This is a genomic window from Candidatus Goldiibacteriota bacterium, from assembly GCA_016937715.1.
Lineage (GTDB): Bacteria > Oederibacteriota > PGYV01 > PGYV01 > PGYV01 > PGYV01.
Genome location: JAFGWA010000050.1, coordinates 63,463 through 79,529 on the forward strand (window position 1 = coordinate 63,463; position 16,067 = coordinate 79,529).

At 43.9% G+C, this 16,067-nt stretch carries 16 protein-coding genes; 6 read left to right on the forward strand and 10 right to left on the reverse strand.

What is annotated here, in order from left to right; translation table 11 throughout:
* Nucleotides 1-59: 59 nt before the first annotated feature.
* The 9 genes from JXR81_05700 to JXR81_05740 form a co-directional block, all read right to left on the reverse strand.
* Nucleotides 60-569 carry a hypothetical protein gene (locus tag JXR81_05700; protein MBN2754347.1) on the reverse strand — a complete coding sequence of 170 codons (510 nt, stop codon included), beginning with the start codon at nucleotides 567-569 and terminating at the stop codon, nucleotides 60-62.
* On the reverse strand, nucleotides 566-1,090 hold the full coding sequence (locus tag JXR81_05705) for a hypothetical protein (GenBank protein MBN2754348.1): 525 nt from the start codon (nucleotides 1,088-1,090) through the stop codon (nucleotides 566-568). Before JXR81_05705 ends, JXR81_05700 begins: the two co-directional genes overlap by 4 nt.
* An 88-nt stretch (nucleotides 1,091-1,178) precedes the next feature.
* The gene (locus JXR81_05710) at nucleotides 1,179-3,338 is read right to left on the reverse strand and encodes a copper-translocating P-type ATPase (GenBank protein ID MBN2754349.1); all 2,160 of its coding nucleotides are present in this window, start codon (nucleotides 3,336-3,338) and stop codon (nucleotides 1,179-1,181) included.
* 345 nt (nucleotides 3,339-3,683) lie between these two features.
* Nucleotides 3,684-3,890, reverse strand: coding sequence for a heavy-metal-associated domain-containing protein (locus JXR81_05715; protein MBN2754350.1), 207 nt, complete (start codon nucleotides 3,888-3,890; stop codon nucleotides 3,684-3,686).
* Between the two features lie 59 nt (nucleotides 3,891-3,949).
* The gene (locus JXR81_05720) at nucleotides 3,950-4,291 is read right to left on the reverse strand and encodes a hypothetical protein (GenBank protein MBN2754351.1); all 342 of its coding nucleotides are present in this window, start codon (nucleotides 4,289-4,291) and stop codon (nucleotides 3,950-3,952) included.
* Between the two features lie 80 nt (nucleotides 4,292-4,371).
* Nucleotides 4,372-4,626 carry a DUF4190 domain-containing protein gene (locus JXR81_05725; GenBank protein ID MBN2754352.1) on the reverse strand — a complete coding sequence of 85 codons (255 nt, stop codon included), beginning with the start codon at nucleotides 4,624-4,626 and terminating at the stop codon, nucleotides 4,372-4,374.
* Complete coding sequence (locus JXR81_05730) at nucleotides 4,619-5,140, reverse strand: hypothetical protein (protein MBN2754353.1); 522 nt, start codon at nucleotides 5,138-5,140, stop codon at nucleotides 4,619-4,621. Before JXR81_05730 ends, JXR81_05725 begins: the two co-directional genes overlap by 8 nt.
* A 205-nt stretch (nucleotides 5,141-5,345) precedes the next feature.
* Nucleotides 5,346-5,765, reverse strand: a complete 420-nt coding sequence (locus JXR81_05735; GenBank protein ID MBN2754354.1) for a response regulator — start codon at nucleotides 5,763-5,765, stop codon at nucleotides 5,346-5,348.
* The gene (locus JXR81_05740; protein MBN2754355.1) at nucleotides 5,758-7,443 is read right to left on the reverse strand and encodes a PAS domain S-box protein; all 1,686 of its coding nucleotides are present in this window, start codon (nucleotides 7,441-7,443) and stop codon (nucleotides 5,758-5,760) included. The genes JXR81_05735 and JXR81_05740 overlap by 8 nt, the downstream gene beginning before the upstream one ends.
* Before the next feature lie 221 nt (nucleotides 7,444-7,664).
* Here JXR81_05740 and JXR81_05745 point away from each other — a divergent pair, with 221 nt between their 5' ends.
* A complete protein-coding gene (locus JXR81_05745) occupies nucleotides 7,665-9,593 on the forward strand; it encodes an AMP-binding protein (GenBank protein ID MBN2754356.1) in 1,929 nt (642 codons plus the stop codon).
* On the opposite strand, the gene JXR81_05750 is transcribed toward JXR81_05745, so the two are convergent.
* Entirely contained in the window at nucleotides 9,586-9,978 is a 393-nt protein-coding gene (locus tag JXR81_05750) for a hypothetical protein (protein MBN2754357.1), read from the reverse strand. The genes JXR81_05745 and JXR81_05750 overlap by 8 nt on opposite strands.
* A gap of 222 nt (nucleotides 9,979-10,200) precedes the next feature.
* On the opposite strand from JXR81_05750, the gene JXR81_05755 reads away from it, so the two are divergent.
* From JXR81_05755 to JXR81_05775, 5 genes are all read left to right on the forward strand, one after another.
* Nucleotides 10,201-10,728: a CAP domain-containing protein gene (locus tag JXR81_05755; GenBank protein ID MBN2754358.1), complete on the forward strand. Its 528-nt coding sequence runs from the start codon at nucleotides 10,201-10,203 to the stop codon at nucleotides 10,726-10,728.
* Between the two features lie 460 nt (nucleotides 10,729-11,188).
* Entirely contained in the window at nucleotides 11,189-12,688 is a 1,500-nt protein-coding gene (glpK, locus tag JXR81_05760; GenBank protein ID MBN2754359.1) for a glycerol kinase GlpK, read from the forward strand.
* A 34-nt stretch (nucleotides 12,689-12,722) separates the two neighbouring features.
* Complete coding sequence (locus JXR81_05765; GenBank protein MBN2754360.1) at nucleotides 12,723-14,174, forward strand: NAD(P)/FAD-dependent oxidoreductase; 1,452 nt, start codon at nucleotides 12,723-12,725, stop codon at nucleotides 14,172-14,174.
* On the forward strand, nucleotides 14,165-15,433 hold the full coding sequence (locus tag JXR81_05770; protein MBN2754361.1) for an FAD-dependent oxidoreductase: 1,269 nt from the start codon (nucleotides 14,165-14,167) through the stop codon (nucleotides 15,431-15,433). Before JXR81_05765 ends, JXR81_05770 begins: the two co-directional genes overlap by 10 nt.
* Entirely contained in the window at nucleotides 15,430-15,801 is a 372-nt protein-coding gene (locus tag JXR81_05775) for a DUF1667 domain-containing protein (protein MBN2754362.1), read from the forward strand. Before JXR81_05770 ends, JXR81_05775 begins: the two co-directional genes overlap by 4 nt.
* Nucleotides 15,802-16,067 lie beyond the last annotated feature (266 nt).

A 16,067-nucleotide genomic window follows, 5' to 3' on the forward strand; every position in this document is an offset into this window, starting at 1 on the left:
CCCGTTTTAGTTTATACCAAACCGCTAAACTGAAAAAATAACATTAACATTTAACAGCTTTATTCCCCGTTAAAAAACTTTCCAATTATGGCGCCAAGGCCGCCGACGGAAAGCGATAACGGAAACACAAGCCATATTAAATATATTGAAAGCAGCGAAAACTGGCTTGGCTGTGACATATTTTTTGAAACATAAAAAGCGGAAAATCCCGCGGCGGCAATTGCCCCTGCAAGCATCCCTATGTACATGCCTGTCCTCTCCGCGTCATTTTTTCTATAAGTATGAAGGTTGCAAAGGGAGGTTATTGTGACAAAAGAAAGCGGCACAAAGGAAAATGTCAGCAGGTTCCCGTTAATATCCCTTTCAGTCATACCATAAGTTGACAACAGCGCGCCTGTAAGGGCGCTTCCCATCTGCCACATGGAACGGTTAAATTCAACACCTTTTTGAACCTCTTTTTTGTCTTCATCAGTCAGCCTGTCCATGTATTTTTTCTCGGGGACGCTGACGCAGCCGGCAATATTTACAGCCATTATCAACACAAGGAAAGCCGCGGTTATTTTTTTCATATTTCACCGCCTCCGGCAAACAGGTTTTCTATGTTTGCCCAGATGACGCCAAGCGACGGAAAAACAAATGCCGACGCGGTTATCATCCAGGGAATAATCAGCGCGTCGTTGGATGTCCTTGAAGCAGCCGGCCCTGTCGCAACAGCGGCATATAACAGCCCGCCTATCACAGCCCCCATTGTTACTCCCGCCACAGTAAAATCAAAAAGATACTTTCTTTCTTTTTCATTTTCCGCGTAACTTGCAAGATTGGCAAAACTTGTGACTGATAAAAACATTACCGGAAGCGCGCAGGTAACAGCTGTCTTAATGCCCGGTTCACCATTTGATGTAAGCCCTATGGCCACACCCGCAAGAACAGAACCTGCCTGCCATAATTGCCTGCTTAATTTTACCGCCTGAATTTCCTGCTTTTTTTCTTCAGGCGTCATTACATTCTGCACCCTTTTATCAGGCATAGTGGCGCATCCTATGAAACAAGCCAGCACCAGGGGCGCCAGATATTTTGCGGTTTTTAACATCTGTTCCTCCTTATTATAATATCTGCCTTAATATCAGCAAATATCATACCGCAGAGAAAACCTTATAAATAAGGGTATTAAACAGAAATTAACCGCGCATTTTTTTGCGCTGTGAACGCTGCATTGACAGCGAATTTAAAAGAACAGAAACAGAACTGAATGCCATGGCAGTGCCCGCTATCATGGGGTTTAACAACCCCATTGCAGCCACGGGAATTCCAACAATGTTATATATGAAAGCCCAGAACAGATTCTGCTTTACTTTTTTTACCGTAAGGCGGCTTATCTGAATAAGTTTTACCACGTCAAGCGGGCTGTTTTTCATAAGCACCACATTGCCGGCCTCTGACGCTATGTCCGCGCCTGACGCAAACGCCGCGCCCACGTCCGCGGATGCAAGTGCAGGCGCGTCATTGATGCCGTCACCCGCGAAAATCACAATGCCGTCTGATTTTAATTTTTCCACCGCTTTTATTTTGCCTTCGGGCAGAACCGCGGCTGTGATATTTTCTATTCCTGTCTGCCTTCCGGCGGCAGCGGCTGTCCTTTCATTATCCCCTGTCACCATATGCACGGTAATACCCATTTCTTTTAACAGCGCTACCGCTTGGGATGAATCTTTTTTTACCAAATCCTGCGCTGCAGCAAACCCAAGGCAGTTTTTTCCGTCAGACAGTATCATAAGGGTTTTGCCCGACTGTTCCATTTCCATTATTTTATCGGCACAACCGTCAGTATCCGCGCCTGCCTCTTCTATAAATCTCATGTTACCAATATAATATTTTCTGCCGTTTATTACACCTTCCACTCCCCTGCCGGGAAAATTCTTAAAGTTTTCCGCCTTTAAATTTGAATTACCCGTTATTTTACCTTCAATATTTTCCACAATAGCCAAAGCAAGCGGGTGTCCGGAATTTTTTTCCAGAGAATAAAATATGTTTATGACATCTTCTTTCTTAATCTGATTATCCGCAAACGCATCCAGCTCCGTAATAACAGGTTTGCCCTCTGTAATGGTGCCTGTTTTATCAAAGACCACATTTTTTGCCTTTCCGGCAAGTTCAAGCGCGGATGCGTCCCTGACCAGTATCCCGGATTTTGCCGCAAGGCCGGATGCCACAATAACAGCGGCGGGAGTTGCAAGGCCAAGCGCGCACGGGCACGCCACAACCAGCACAGCCACAGCCGCCGAGAGAGCGGCATCAAAAGGATTGCCCGATACCATCCATGTAATAAAAGTAATTAACGCGATTAATATTACCGCAGGCACAAAATATGAAGATACCGTATCAGCCAGTTTCTGAACAGGCGGTTTGGAAGACTGGGCGCGTTCCACAAGCACAATCATCCGCCCAAGCGTGGTTTCCAGCCCCACCTTTTCCGCGCGAAACTGAAGTGTTCCTTCCTTATTAATAGAGCCCGCCATGACCTTATCCCCCGGCTTTTTCGCCGCGGGCATTGCCTCGCCCGTTACTATGCTTTCATCTATTGATGACTCTCCCTGCGTGATAATGCCGTCCACCGCGGCTTTATCGCCGGGTTTTAAAATTATAATATCCCCTTTTTCTATTTCATTTGTGATTATTATTTCCTCTCTGCCGTTTCTTATGACCACAGCTGTTTTAGGGGCAAAGTCTATAAGTTTCTGTATTGAATCCGCGGCCTTTTTTTTGGCAGCCGCTTCCAGATATCTGCCAAGCAGTATCACGGTTATAAGCACGCACGACGTTTCAAAATACAGATGGTGCCCGTGTCCGGAAAGTATCAGGTATACGCTGTAAAAATACGCGGCGCTTGTGCCAAGCGCGACAAGCGTGTCCATGGACGCGGAAAAACTTTTTAACGCGTCAAATGTTTTTTTGTAAAATTCAAACCCCGTTACAAACTGTACGGGCGTGGCAAGCAGCCAGATGATATAAGGCTGAAAAGGTATGGTTCCGGCGGCAATAAACATGCTTAATATGAAGACCGGGAAGGTAAACACCACGGCGAATATGAATTTAAAAAACGCTTCTTTTCGCGCATCCCTTTTATCACTGTCTTTTATCACTTTATATCCGCGCGATTCTATTACTTTTTCTATCTCTTTCTCTCCTATAAGTGACGGGTCATACTTTACAGAGGCGTTTTCAAGCGCAAGGTTGACAGAAATACTTTCCACGCCGTTTTGTTTTTTAACAGAGCGCTCTATAACGCTTACACAGCTTGCGCAGTGCATCCCCTTAATTCTGAATTCTTTTTCCTGCATTTCTCCCTCCGGTTTTAAATCTAATTTTCTATCCCATAACCTTTTATCCCATATCCCATAGATGAAACCTGAGGGACAGAGGAAAAAATTCAAGCTATAGGCAGTTAAGCAATTAAGCATAAGCGTAGAATTTAGAACAGTTTTTCCGCTATAGCTTAAATGCCTATAGCTTAATCTACTGTATTTATAAATCAACTGCCGCGCCCTAAAAGGACGCGCCTACCAGTATAAAACATAGCACCTTAACAACTTAAGCAATTAAGCTATAGCTTAAACCTTTATATTTTCCGCTTCTGCTTATAGCTTAAACCGCTCGTTTTTCCAATCTTCTAATCTTCCAATCCTCTAATCTTCTGTTCTATACCCTGCTCCCTCTATCGCTTCTTTTATCTTATCCAAATTTATCTTTTTTTCATCAAAGTGTACCCTTACTTCTCCCTTTTTAAAATCCGCCTTCACTTTTATTACCCCTTCCAGTTCCACCAGCGCGTCGTTTATATTTGCCTCGCACCCTGTGCAGTGCATTCCCTGTACTTTAAGCTTTATGTCCATTTTACCCTCCGTAATAAATACCGGGCGCCTTTATCAGGCGCCCGGCAAAATCATTTAAATTACTTTGCCTCTTTCATCATTTTGCATTTTTCCATGCATTTACCGCGGTTCTCCAGCCAGCCTTTTGCAAATTCCTGTATTTTTGCCGCGTCAGCGCCGTCTTTTTTTGCTTTAAGTTCAATTACAGCGCCTTCCTTTGTGTTCTTAACGGAAAAATCCGCGTTAAGCCCGCAGCACCCTTTCCCGTCTTTATTATTCATGCAGTCTTTTGCGTCTTTTCCCTGCATCTTCATCTTTGCGCATTCCATATCTGAACTTTTAGTTACAGCCTTATCAGCGGCTAATGCCGATACCGCGAACAACATTGCAAAAACCATAAGTAATAAAGTTACTTTTTTCATACTTGCACCTCAATTTTTTATTTTTTAATACCGTTACAACACTTACTTTTATATCACCATCCTTTCCTTTTTTTATAATTTCAGCTCCCCTTTATCATATTTAAAATTTCCGGACCTTTTACAATTGCAATGACCGTAAGCGTGACAATGTACACGCAACCAAGCACTATTCCCGCAATTGCAAAATTTTTTCCGCCTTTTCCTTCTGCCGCCACTTCTTTTAACGCGAACACTCCCATAAAAATTGCCAGAAGCGCTTTTTCCAGCCCTAAAAGGTTTAAAAAAGAGATAATTCCCGCAACTAACGCAAATACCGCGAATCTGCTTCTACTCATGTTTGCACCCCTTTACAGGACAGTTTGTAATTCCCTTTTCTTCACAACACGCGCACATCATTGCCGAACACCTGCCGCAGAATTCAATATAGTTTGCCGGGGCAAATAAATTTAAAACGCTGCCCGGAATTATAGAACCCACCGCTATTTCTTTTACCATCCCCGACGTTTTATCGGACGTCACCCCGTAAACCGCGGGTGATGAAAGCATTAAAACCGAAAATATAAGGACAAATACGGATAACGCCACAGGTATGGGCAGCCACTTAAAGGAAGGAATTTTTACCTTTGGCGCGGCTTCAAGCTTTGAATACAATTTCTGCCTGAAATAAGGGTCAATTTGGGTATCATGTTTCACAGACAGCAGCTTTTCCTGCGCCCTTTTAAGTTTTTCAAGTTCCATCCTGCATGTTTCACAGGTAATAATGTGCTGCGCTACCTCTTTGGAATCCGCGTTATTCAGTTCTTTATCCATAAAAGCGCTGAGTTTTAAAAAGACTCTTTTATGTTCCATAAAACACTCCTTAAACATCATATTTTTTCCTTCACATGTATAAACGTGAAGAAAAGAAAAAACCTGCGGTAAAAATAAAAAAATTTTACAGATTGCGGGCAGATACAGGCTATGCCCCTTAGACAGACACAATAATCAATCTGCCGGTACCGTGCTGCCGGGTTCAGGATTTATAAGATAAATTACACACTCTTAAGCTTTATTTTCACTGCTCAGGGCTTTTATTATGCTCCGCATACATCTTCTTTCTTGCTTCCACCTTTGAAAGAATGGTATCCAATTTCTGCGTAAGCGTTCCGGCAGTAAAAGGCTTTACTATATAACTGTCCGCGCCTGCCATAAATCCTTTTTCAACATCGTTTATCTGCCCTTTCGCGGTAAGAAAGATAACAGGCACTTTTGCCGTGCTTTCATCGTGTTTTATTATTTTACAGGCTTCCAGTCCGCCCATTACCGGCATCATCACATCCAGCAGTATCACGTCAGGCTTTACTTTTTTTAAAAGTTCCAGCACTTCTTTCCCGTTCTCCGCCATGTGCAGTTCAAAGTTATCTTCCAGTGTTTCCTTTACCGCCTCCCTGATTACCGGTTCATCTTCCGCCATTACAATGACTTTTCTACCCATTACTATTGCCCCCTTTTCTGATTTTTGGCACCTGAAATGAAAATTCGCTGCCTTTTCCCGGAATGCTTTTTACTTTTATTTCACCGCCGTGAAGCTCTATTATTTTTTTACTTATAGCAAGCCCTATGCCCGCGCCGCTTATTATTCCCCCGGCTCCGTCTTCAACCCTGAAAAATTTCTGGAACAGTTTTTTGCAGTTTTCCCCTGAAATCCCAATGCCTTCATCAGCCACAGAAATTATAAAACTATCCTTATTTTCTTTCAGTTGTACTTTTACTTCCCCTCCCTTTGGTGAATATTTAATGGCATTTGAAACAAGATTAATTATAACCTGGGTTATCTTTGCCCTGTCAATTTCCACTGTAACCTCTTTTTCACATCCGCTGATAACTATCTTATGTTTATCTGAAGCATTCATATACATTAAGGCCGTTTCCCTTAATATTTCAGAAACATCCGCGGTTTCAAAAGAACCCACAAGGCCGCGGCCGGATTCTATCCTTGACAGGTCAAGCACATCATTAATAAGCGCGCCAAGCCTTTTTGTCTCCCTGTATATCACAGAGGCATATTCCCTTATTTTTTCCGGGGACGGATTCCTTTTAATCATCAGGTCGCTGTAAAGCAGTATCGGGGTTAAAGGCGTTCGAAGTTCATGCGCGACCATGCTCATGAATTCATTTTTCATCTCTTCCATCTTTTTTTTATCTGTTATTTCATGCAGCACAGCCACGCAGCCGGCAAGTTTTACGCCTGCCCCTTTCATGGGCGCGAAAATACAGATAAACGTCCTTATCTCTCCTGACTTTCTTATCGTAATTTCTTCTTTTATCTTTTTTCCTGACTGCATTACTTTTATAAACTGGTCAGTCATCAGTTCGTTTTTAAGTTTTCCCGCCAGTTCGTTAAACATTATCCCGCTTCTGGCGGAAATAAGTTCTTCCGCTTCCCTGTTCATGGTTACTGTCTTTGTTTCCTTATTAACAGCTATGACCGCGTCCCCCATGGATTCAATAATCGATACAGTTCTGTCCTTCTCTTTTGAAAGGTTTTCATTGATTTTTTTAAGTTTGGTATTTATCCTGTCTACGGCTTTGGTTATATCGCTTCTGTATTCCCCGTCTATTGAACTTTGCACTGCAGTCCGAAAAGTCCCTGTTTTTTTTCCATATGTTTCCCGCAGCAGTTCAAATATATCTTTCCAGCGTTCAGACCCGTATGAAATCTTATTCTCAAAAGCCCTGTCAAGTATCCACTCCGCGGCCATAACCGCTGTGGACATGTCGCTGTTGGAATTCCCGCTGATATGTGAAAGTTCATTCAGGCTGTATTTGATATTCCGCATCAGGGATGACGCAAGGCCGGATACTTCATTCGGATTATATTCCGCCCGCTCTCCGAATGATACTTCTTTCATTTTCTCAAGCATGCCTTCCAGCACAAGAAAACAGTTCATTTCGGCGGCAGACGGATTACGGGCCACTTTTTCAGCAATTGCCGCGGCTTCACGCGCCATGGACTGAACTCTGAACATCCGCCCCTCTTCGCACTGTTCCACAAGCGCTTCAAGGTCTTCCTTCAATACCTGCGCGTCTGATATTTTGGCGTGCCTTACACTCTGGGAAAGATTGTATATTCTGCTTAAGATTATCCCTCTGTTTGTTTCCTGTCCTTCCATTCCAGCCCCCTGCAAAAAATAGAACATACAGAACCAGGGATTTTAAAAGAATACGCCCGTTTTTGATTTCTCCCCTTACGCTATGAAGTATATACACGCGCACACAACAAAGCAAGTTTTTGCCTTTAAAGATAATTTTACTTTTACCTTTTATTCTGATAAACTTTGTTTACTAACGCTTCTAAAATCATGCGTCTAAAAAGACCGGAAAACGGTGACAAATGAAACTGGAACTGAACTACGCGAATCTTTGTGAAATACCTTTAAAAAACGCCATAAAGTTCCCCGGCAGGGTTTCCCACAGGTACAGAAACGGCGAATCCGGTTTTTCAGAAAAAACCTGGCTGCAGTTTGCCGAAGACATTAAATGCCTTGCCGCCGGATTTTCATTTTTTGGAGTAAAAAACTCGGCAAAGGCGTCATTTTTCATTGACAACAGATATGAATGGTCTTTAACCGACTATGCCCTGCTTATGACAGGGGCGGTTTCCGTGCCCCGCGGCTCTGACACGCCGCCAAAAGAACTGCATACCATCTTTATACATTCCGATTCGTCATTTTTAATAATGGAGAATAAAACCATCCTTAAGGAACTTCTGGTGGATTTTACGCCCGCGGAACTTGCCCTTATTGAACGTGTTTTTATTGTTGATAAGAGCGATACAGAAATTCCCGATTACCTTCCCCCTGAAAAAATAACATACTATTTTGAAGTGCTTGAAAAAGGGAAAAATATCCTTAAAGAAACTCCCGCGGCAGCGGATGAAATGATACAGAGAATAAAACCATCCGGAATTGCTTCCATTATTTATACTTCCGGCACTTCGGGAAATCCCAAAGGTGTAATGTTAACACAGGTAAATTTTCTGCATAACGTACGCGCCCTAAGCCCGCTGCTTGAAGCTAAAATAGACGACGCCGAAACCACCCTTTCCGTTCTGCCAAGCTGGCATGTATATGAAAGGACTTACGAATACTGCACCGCAGCGTGCGGGGTAACAACTTTTTATTCATCCGTAAAAAACCTGCAGGAAGACCTTATATCACAAAGGCCGCAGATGATAGCTTCCGTCCCCCGCGTGTGGGAAACTTTTCACAGAAAAATATTAAGCAAAATAGACAAAGCTTCACCTGTTAAAAAAGCTGTTTTTTATTTTTTTCTGAATCTGTCTGAAAAAAGGCTTATAACGCAGAATGCCATCAGCGGCAACAGGATATATTTTAAAAAGAAAGGCGCTTTAAGCCTTTTATTATCATCTTTTTTCCGCAGGCTTAAACTTATTCTGCTGCACCCGCTGTATATGGCGGCTTTTAAAATATTCACCCCCGTGCGCCAGGCGCTGGGCGGAAATTTAAGGGTTTCTTTTTCAGGCGGGGGTTCGCTTCCAATGCCGGTTGACCTTTTCTTTAATTCTGTCGGAATAAAACTTGTAAACGCCTATGGAATGACAGAAACCGCGCCCGGCACCATTACAAGGCGCGTGTATAAAAATACCCTTGGTTCAATCGGTATTCCCCTTGACGAGACAGAGGTAAAAATATTAAAAGAAGACGGCTCCGCGGCATTACCGGGAGAAAGGGGAATTTTATTCGTCCGCGGCCCGCAGGTTATGATGGGTTATTATAAAAATCCGGCAGCCACCGCTGAAATACTTTCAGCTGACGGCTGGCTGAACACCGGCGATATTGGATACGTAAGCGAGAGCGGCGATTACACCATTACGGGCAGGGCAAAAAGCACTATAGTATTGTCCGGCGGAGAAAATCTGGAGCCCGAACCTATAGAGGAAAAACTTAAAGAATCGGATTTTGTGGAACACGCGGTTGTGCTTGGCCAGGATAAAAAAGGTCTTACCGCGTTTATTTCCATGAACGAAGAACGGTTAAAAGAGTTCGCGGAAAAATGGAAGATATCCTTTGAAGAACTTATGCATAAAAGCGGCGAAATCATCATGCACAGCAGGCTTTCCGAAGAAGTCCGGAAAGATTTTAAAAAACTTATCAACAGGGAAAGCGGCTTTAAACCCTGGGAAGCTATCACCAACATTGTACTTCTAAAAAAGAAATTTTCCATCGGCGATGAACTTACACAGACCTTAAAAGTCAAAAGAAAACATGTGGAAAAAAAGTATCACCACCTGATTAAATAGAAGGCCTTGAGCCCCTGAATATATTTCTTTCTTCAAGGTTATCACGGAATAATTCAAGTTTATTTTTTAGCATTTTAGTCATGCTAAGCATGGTATAAAAATTTTCCCTGTTAACCACGCCTTCTTCAAGAGATTCACACAGCTTAAACTGTACTTTTATAAGAAGCCCTCGGACTTTTACCGCCTGCTGCAGTTTAAATGCCGTATCAACCGATTCAAAACCGTCAAGAATGCCTTTAAACATATCCACGGCATTTTTCCGCAATTCAACCCTTAAAGCCGTGGAATTAAAACCGTTTTTCTCGTCTGTAAGCACAAATACCGCATCAAGAAACTTTCTTACCCCGGTCACAATCTGCATTTCATTTATCTCTTCAGTATTCATTTTTGTCCCTCCATATTTTCTTACAATACATACAAGCAATAAGCATACCGTTATCCCTTTAATAGAAATGCCTTATTTTATTAGGCACATACAGAATCAAATTGTGCAACTTTATGCGCATTACAGCGCATGTGCGCAAATGCGCAACTGTACTAAAATTAAACAGATTTTTTTATTTATAATCCCTTATTATTCGATTATACTGTTTATAGAGGTGATTATATGAAAAGAACCTTTTTTTCAGCATTATTGGTGTTACTCTTTGGCGCCGCACTGTTTGCGGATGATTATACGCGCATGATCGAAGCGCGCGTTTATAAGCTTGTAAACGCGGAAAGGGTAAAGCACGGGCTAAAACCCCTGGCTGCCAGCGAAGAACTTTCCAATATCGCGCGGAACCACAGCCGCGACATGGTAAAACGCTCTTATACTTCCCATGTAAACCCCGACGGCCTTGACCCGACAGCAAGGGCAAAAAAAACCGGTTTCAAAACTGATAAAAAATTAAAAAACGGCATCCGTCGCGGCGTCGGTGAAAACATTTACGAACATCAGGCAATTATGGTGGAAGACGGGGTTCATAAACCGATTATAGAACCGCCTATTACGGTTTCGGAAAAAGCCATTGACGGCTGGATGAACAGCCCCGGCCACAGAAAAAATATTATGAATGAAGGTTATACAAAAGTGGGAACAGGCGTATCTGTTTCAAAAGATAACAAGGTTAAAATCACTCAGGTATTTTTTTAAACATAGCGCTTTAGCAAATTAAGCAATTAAGCAGAAGCGAAAAACTTCTATCTTACGCTTATGCTTATCTGCCTACTGCTTAACTGCTTACTTTTGCTTACGTCCCTCATGTTTTACAGGGGCCGGGTATATTTTTTCAGCACGCTCCGCAAATTGGTAATCTTGTATCCAAACAAACTTGAAATCAACAGGTATGTTAATTCATTGGCAATCGCAAACTGCCGGCACATCCAAATATGCCGGCGATGCATTAAACAGCCCCTGCCGTATACACACTATACTTACGCGGCGCGCACTGAAAAAACACACCAGGCCCCTGTTTTAAAACCCTCAATAACTCACACGGGTTTTGTTTTATATTTGTTGTCTTTACTTCCGTCCCTCCGAGCTGCGCATTATTTACCTTTATATATCCCCTGTCCTTTTGTATAATTAATTAAAGCTATTTTTGGAGGGTCAAATGTCCGAAAAAAAATATGTAGGCGCTATAGACCAGGGAACCACAAGCACCCGCTTTATCCTTTTCACCAAAAACGGCGAGCCTGTATCTTCCCACCAGATAGAACACAAACAAATATACCCGCAGGCCGGATATGTGGAGCATAATCCCGCGGAAATTTGGGAGAACACACAGGAATGCATTAAACAGACCCTTTTAAAATCAAAAATAAAACCGGAAGAAATAGCAGCAATAGGAATTACCAACCAGCGCGAAACAACCGTAATATGGGATAAAAATACAGGAACGCCGCTTTATAACGCAATAGTCTGGCAGGATTTAAGGACAGCGGATATCTGCGATTCCCTTGCTAAAAACGGCGGCCAGTACAGATTTCAGAAAACAACCGGCCTTCCCCTTGCAACTTACTTTTCGGGGCCAAAAATAAAATGGCTTATTGATAATGTCCCAAAAATCGCGGACGCGGTTAAAGCAGGCAGTACTGTTTTTGGCACAATGGACGCGTGGATAATATGGAACTTAACCGGCGTCCACGCCACCGATGTTTCCAATGCAAGCCGCACAATGCTTATGAACATTGAAACCCTTAAGTGGGACAAATCAATGATGAATCAGTTAGGAGTACCGGATTCAATACTTCCAAAAATATGCCCTTCTTCTTCCGCGTCGGCATACGGCGTGACAAAACCGGACGGTGTTTTTAAAACATCAATTCCTGTGACCGGCTGCCTTGGCGACCAGCAGGCCGCGCTTTTTGGACAGGCGTGTTATGACGAAGGCGACGCCAAGAATACATACGGCACAGGGTGCTTTCTTCTTTTAAACACCGGACACAAACCCATAATATCTTCAAACGGGCTTATTACCACCGCGGGATATTTAATAGAGGGCGAAAAACCCGTATACGCGCTGGAAGGTTCTGTGGCGGTTGCAGGTTCGCTGGTGCAGTGGTTCCGCGACAAGCTTGGCATAATATCTTCAGCGCCGGAAATAGACAAACTTGCGGAGTCAGTTGAAGATAACGGCGGTGTTTATTTTGTACCCGCTTTTTCCGGGTTGTTCGCACCGCACTGGCGCAGCGACGCGCGCGGGCTGATAATAGGGCTTACCCATTTTACCGGCAGGGCGCAGATAGCGCGCGCGGTTCTGGAAGCAGTTGACTTTCAGGCGCGCGAAATTTTTGAAGCCATGGAAAAAGATTCCGGTATAAATTTAAAATCCCTGAAAGTTGACGGCGGTATGACCGCAAGTAATTTATTAATGCAGTTCCAGGCGGATATCCTTGATGTTAATGTCATCCTGCCAAAAGTTGCGGAAACCACAGCCCTTGGCGCGGCTTACGCGGCAGGGCTTGCAGTTGGGTTCTGGAAAGACAAAAATGAAATCCGCAAAAACTGGGCGCTTGCAAAAGAGTGGAAACCGCAGATGGCGCAGGAAAAACGCGAAAAATACTTTTCAGAGTGGAAGAAAGCAGTGGAACGAAGCAAGGGCTGGATTTAATTTTATCGCCATAAAACAATTATAAAAGGGACAGATGAAAACAAACTATGATGTAATTATAATCGGCTCCGGCATTGTCGGTTCGCTTATCGCGCGCTATTTATCACGGTATGAACTTTCCATACTTGTCATTGAAAAACAGGCGGACGTAGGCATGTGCCCTTCTTCCGCCAACAGCGCTATTATTCACGCGGGCTATGACCCCAAACCCGGCTCTGTGAAAGCCGTAATGAACGCCGAAGGAAATAAAATATGGCACACACTTGCGCCCGAACTTGGAATCATGCACAAAGAAACAGGCAGCTGTGTCGCGGCAATAGGAGAAGAGGAACTTCCCGCGCTTGATGAACTTCTTGAAAACGGCAGGGCAAACAAAATTCCCGGGCTGGAGATTATAAACGGAAAAGACTTTATAAAACAAGAACCGCTTATTAACCCGCTGGTTTCGGGCGTGCTGTGGGCTCCCACTGCTATGGTAATAGACCCTTTTGGCGCTGTGCTTGCGGCGGCAGAAAATGCCGTAACTAACGGCGCGCAGTATCTGTTTGAAACGGAATTTACTGATTTTATTTTTCAAGACAGTAAAATCACCGGAATAAAAACAAACAAAGGCGGTTTTTCATGCCGCTGGGCAATAAACGCGGCAGGGCTTTATTCCGATGAAGCCGCGCACAAAGCCGGTATAAGAAAAGATTTCAAAATAATACCGCGCAAAGGCGGCTATCTTGTATTTGACGCGGCAAAATTTCAGATTAACAATGTCCTGTTCCCTGTGCCGTCCGGCCTTGGAAAGGGCACGCTTGTGTCTGTCACAACCCACGCCAATATTTTAATAGGCCCTGATAATGAACCCGCTTCTGATAAAGAGGACACATCAACCACCGATTCGGGCATGGCCGCGATAATTTCGGGTGCAAAAAAACTTATCCCTTCAATTGACGAGCGCAATGCGATTGCAATGTATGAAGGCATACGCGCCAAAGGCAGCGGCGACAGGGACTTTATTATTGAAAGGCCTGAAAGCGTAAACGGTTTTATAAATATATGCGGGATAGAATCTCCGGGCTTTGCCTCCGCGCCCGCAATTGCGTTAAAAGCAATAGAACTTATGAAAGAAGGCGGAGAAAACTTTAAAGAAAAAAAATCCTGGAACCCCGTAAGAAAACCCTTCCCCCATTTTCACAGAATGTCTATGGAGGAGAAAGCACAGCTTGTGAAACAAAACCCAGCGTACGGAAGAATTGTATGCCGTTGCGAAGAAGTGACAGAAGGCGAAATTATAGACGCCATTCATTCCCCTGTGCCTGCGCGCACGTATGACGGTATAAAACGCAGGACGTGGCTTGGCACAGGCCGCTGCCAGGGCGCCTTTGATTATCCGCGCGTGATACAGATACTGGCACGCGAACTTGGAATTGACGAAACAGAAATTACAAAAAAAGGAAAAGGCAGCAATCTGGTTTTTCGGAGGACAAAATGCCTTTAATCTACGATGTCATAGTAATCGGCGCCGGGCCTGCGGGGCTTGCCGCCGCTATAGAGGCAAAAAAAACCGGCGCAGCGCGTGTACTTATAATAGAAAGGAACAACGAACCGGGGGGCATACTTACACAGTGCATCCATAACGGATTCGGCTCCGTAATATTTAAAAAGGACATGCCCGGCCCTTCTTACGCGCACAATTTCATCACGCAGGCGCTGGAACTTGGGATAGAAATGGTGTTTGACACAATGGTACTTGACATCACCAAAGAGCGCGTTATTTACGCTACCAGCAAAAACGGGTTTATGCAGTTTGAAGCGGGCGCGATAGTATTGGCAATGGGATGCAGGGAGCGCACACGGGCACAGATAAGAATTCCCGGCACAAGGCCTGCCGGCGTTTTTACCGCGGGCATGGTGCAGAGACTGGTAAATATAGAAGGGTTTATGCCGGGTAAAAACTTTGTAATACTTGGCTCCGGGGATATTGGAATGATAATGGCAAGAAGGCTTACGCTTGAAGGGGCAAACGTAATAAAGGTTGTGGAACTTATGCCCTACCTGACGGGATTACGCAGAAATTACGTTCAGTGTCTGCAGGACTTTAATATCCCGCTGGAACTTTCCACCACAATTAAAACAATTAACGGGAATAACAGGGTTGAATCCATAGAGACCGTAAAAGTTGATGAAAGTTTAAAACAGATTCCGGGAACAGAAAATATTATTGCCTGTGACAGCGTGCTTTTGTCAGTGGGATTAATTCCTGAAAACGAGCTTTCAAAAAAAGCCGGAGTTATACTTGACCCGCTTACAGGCGGGCCAAAAGTTGATGAAAAAATGGCTACAAATATACCCGGCATCTTTGCCGCGGGTAACGTTGTCACAATATATGACCTTGTGGATTATGTTTCTGAAGCAGGCTTTACCGCGGGTAAAAACGCGGCATTGTTTGCGTCTGAAAAAAACCCGTCATCGCCGGACACAATTAAAATTACGCCCGGCGAAAACGTAAGGACAGTTGTGCCGCAGGCAATAAATAAAAGATTAAACGATGAAGGCCAAATTTTAATTGAACTTAGGGTCACAAAAGATTTCCCTTCCCCTGTTAAAATCGAACTGACAGACGGCGATAATGTGGTGCTTTCATTCAGGGAAAAATACGCGCGCCCCGCGGAGATGATAACGCTAAAAATAAACCCAAAACTTTTCATGGAAAAAACCGCAGGTATATCCGGCGCCCTAAAAGTGAGGGCGATATGACAAAAAAATTCATATGCATCAGATGCCCCAAAGGGTGCGAAATAACCACCACGCTTGACGGCAGCGGCGTCATAACAGAAATTACCGGCAACAACTGCAAACTTGGCGTTGATTATGTAAAAGCGGAAGTAACCGACCCGCGCCGCACACTTACCACAACCGTGGAGGTAATTGGAGGAGAGCTGCCTTTATGCCCTGTCTGGACAGAATCACCTGTCCCTAAGGATAAAATAATGGAACTTGCAGATGCATTAAGGACAATAAAAGTAACCGCCCCGGTGAAGATAAATCAGATTATCCTTGAAAACGCGCTGGGGTCGGGAATAAATGTGGTAGCGGCAAGAGAAATAAAGAGCACTATCCCATAAACTTTTATCCCATATCCCATAAATAAAACCGCAGCTTGGCAGCTATGTGGCTTGGAAGTGAAAACCAAAAACATCAAAATTCTAGATTCGAAAATTAGATTAACACATGCGGGGGTTGGGTGTGTTTTTTCAGGGTGTGCCGCGCAAGCACAGTGCCTATACGGCAGGGGCGGTTTAATGCTTCGGCGGCAAATCCGTATCTGCGGGAGTTCCCCATTGTCAATGACATTAACATAGTGCTGATTTCAAGATTGTTTACCTTCAAG

Excerpts from the sequence above, each read along its gene's own strand:
- JXR81_05725 (MBN2754352.1), bottom strand. The coding sequence starts at position 4,626 with ATGAGTAGAAGCAGATTCGCGGTATTTGCGTTAGTTGCGGGAATTATC.
- JXR81_05710 (MBN2754349.1), bottom strand. The coding sequence starts at position 3,338 with ATGCAGGAAAAAGAATTCAGAATTAAGGGGATGCACTGCGCAAGCTGT.
- JXR81_05775 (MBN2754362.1), top strand. The coding sequence starts at position 15,430 with ATGACAAAAAAATTCATATGCATCAGATGCCCCAAAGGGTGCGAAATA.
- JXR81_05750 (MBN2754357.1), bottom strand. The coding sequence starts at position 9,978 with ATGAATACTGAAGAGATAAATGAAATGCAGATTGTGACCGGGGTAAGA.
- JXR81_05745 (MBN2754356.1), top strand. The coding sequence starts at position 7,665 with ATGAAACTGGAACTGAACTACGCGAATCTTTGTGAAATACCTTTAAAA.
- JXR81_05705 (MBN2754348.1), bottom strand. The coding sequence starts at position 1,090 with ATGTTAAAAACCGCAAAATATCTGGCGCCCCTGGTGCTGGCTTGTTTC.
- JXR81_05755 (MBN2754358.1), top strand. The coding sequence starts at position 10,201 with ATGAAAAGAACCTTTTTTTCAGCATTATTGGTGTTACTCTTTGGCGCC.
- JXR81_05735 (MBN2754354.1), bottom strand. The coding sequence starts at position 5,765 with ATGGGTAGAAAAGTCATTGTAATGGCGGAAGATGAACCGGTAATCAGG.
- JXR81_05740 (MBN2754355.1), bottom strand. The coding sequence starts at position 7,443 with ATGGAAGGACAGGAAACAAACAGAGGGATAATCTTAAGCAGAATATAC.
- JXR81_05770 (MBN2754361.1), top strand. The coding sequence starts at position 14,165 with ATGCCTTTAATCTACGATGTCATAGTAATCGGCGCCGGGCCTGCGGGG.
- JXR81_05765 (MBN2754360.1), top strand. The coding sequence starts at position 12,723 with ATGAAAACAAACTATGATGTAATTATAATCGGCTCCGGCATTGTCGGT.
- JXR81_05730 (MBN2754353.1), bottom strand. The coding sequence starts at position 5,140 with ATGGAACATAAAAGAGTCTTTTTAAAACTCAGCGCTTTTATGGATAAA.
- JXR81_05700 (MBN2754347.1), bottom strand. The coding sequence starts at position 569 with ATGAAAAAAATAACCGCGGCTTTCCTTGTGTTGATAATGGCTGTAAAT.
- JXR81_05715 (MBN2754350.1), bottom strand. The coding sequence starts at position 3,890 with ATGGACATAAAGCTTAAAGTACAGGGAATGCACTGCACAGGGTGCGAG.
- JXR81_05720 (MBN2754351.1), bottom strand. The coding sequence starts at position 4,291 with ATGAAAAAAGTAACTTTATTACTTATGGTTTTTGCAATGTTGTTCGCG.
- glpK (MBN2754359.1), top strand. The coding sequence starts at position 11,189 with ATGTCCGAAAAAAAATATGTAGGCGCTATAGACCAGGGAACCACAAGC.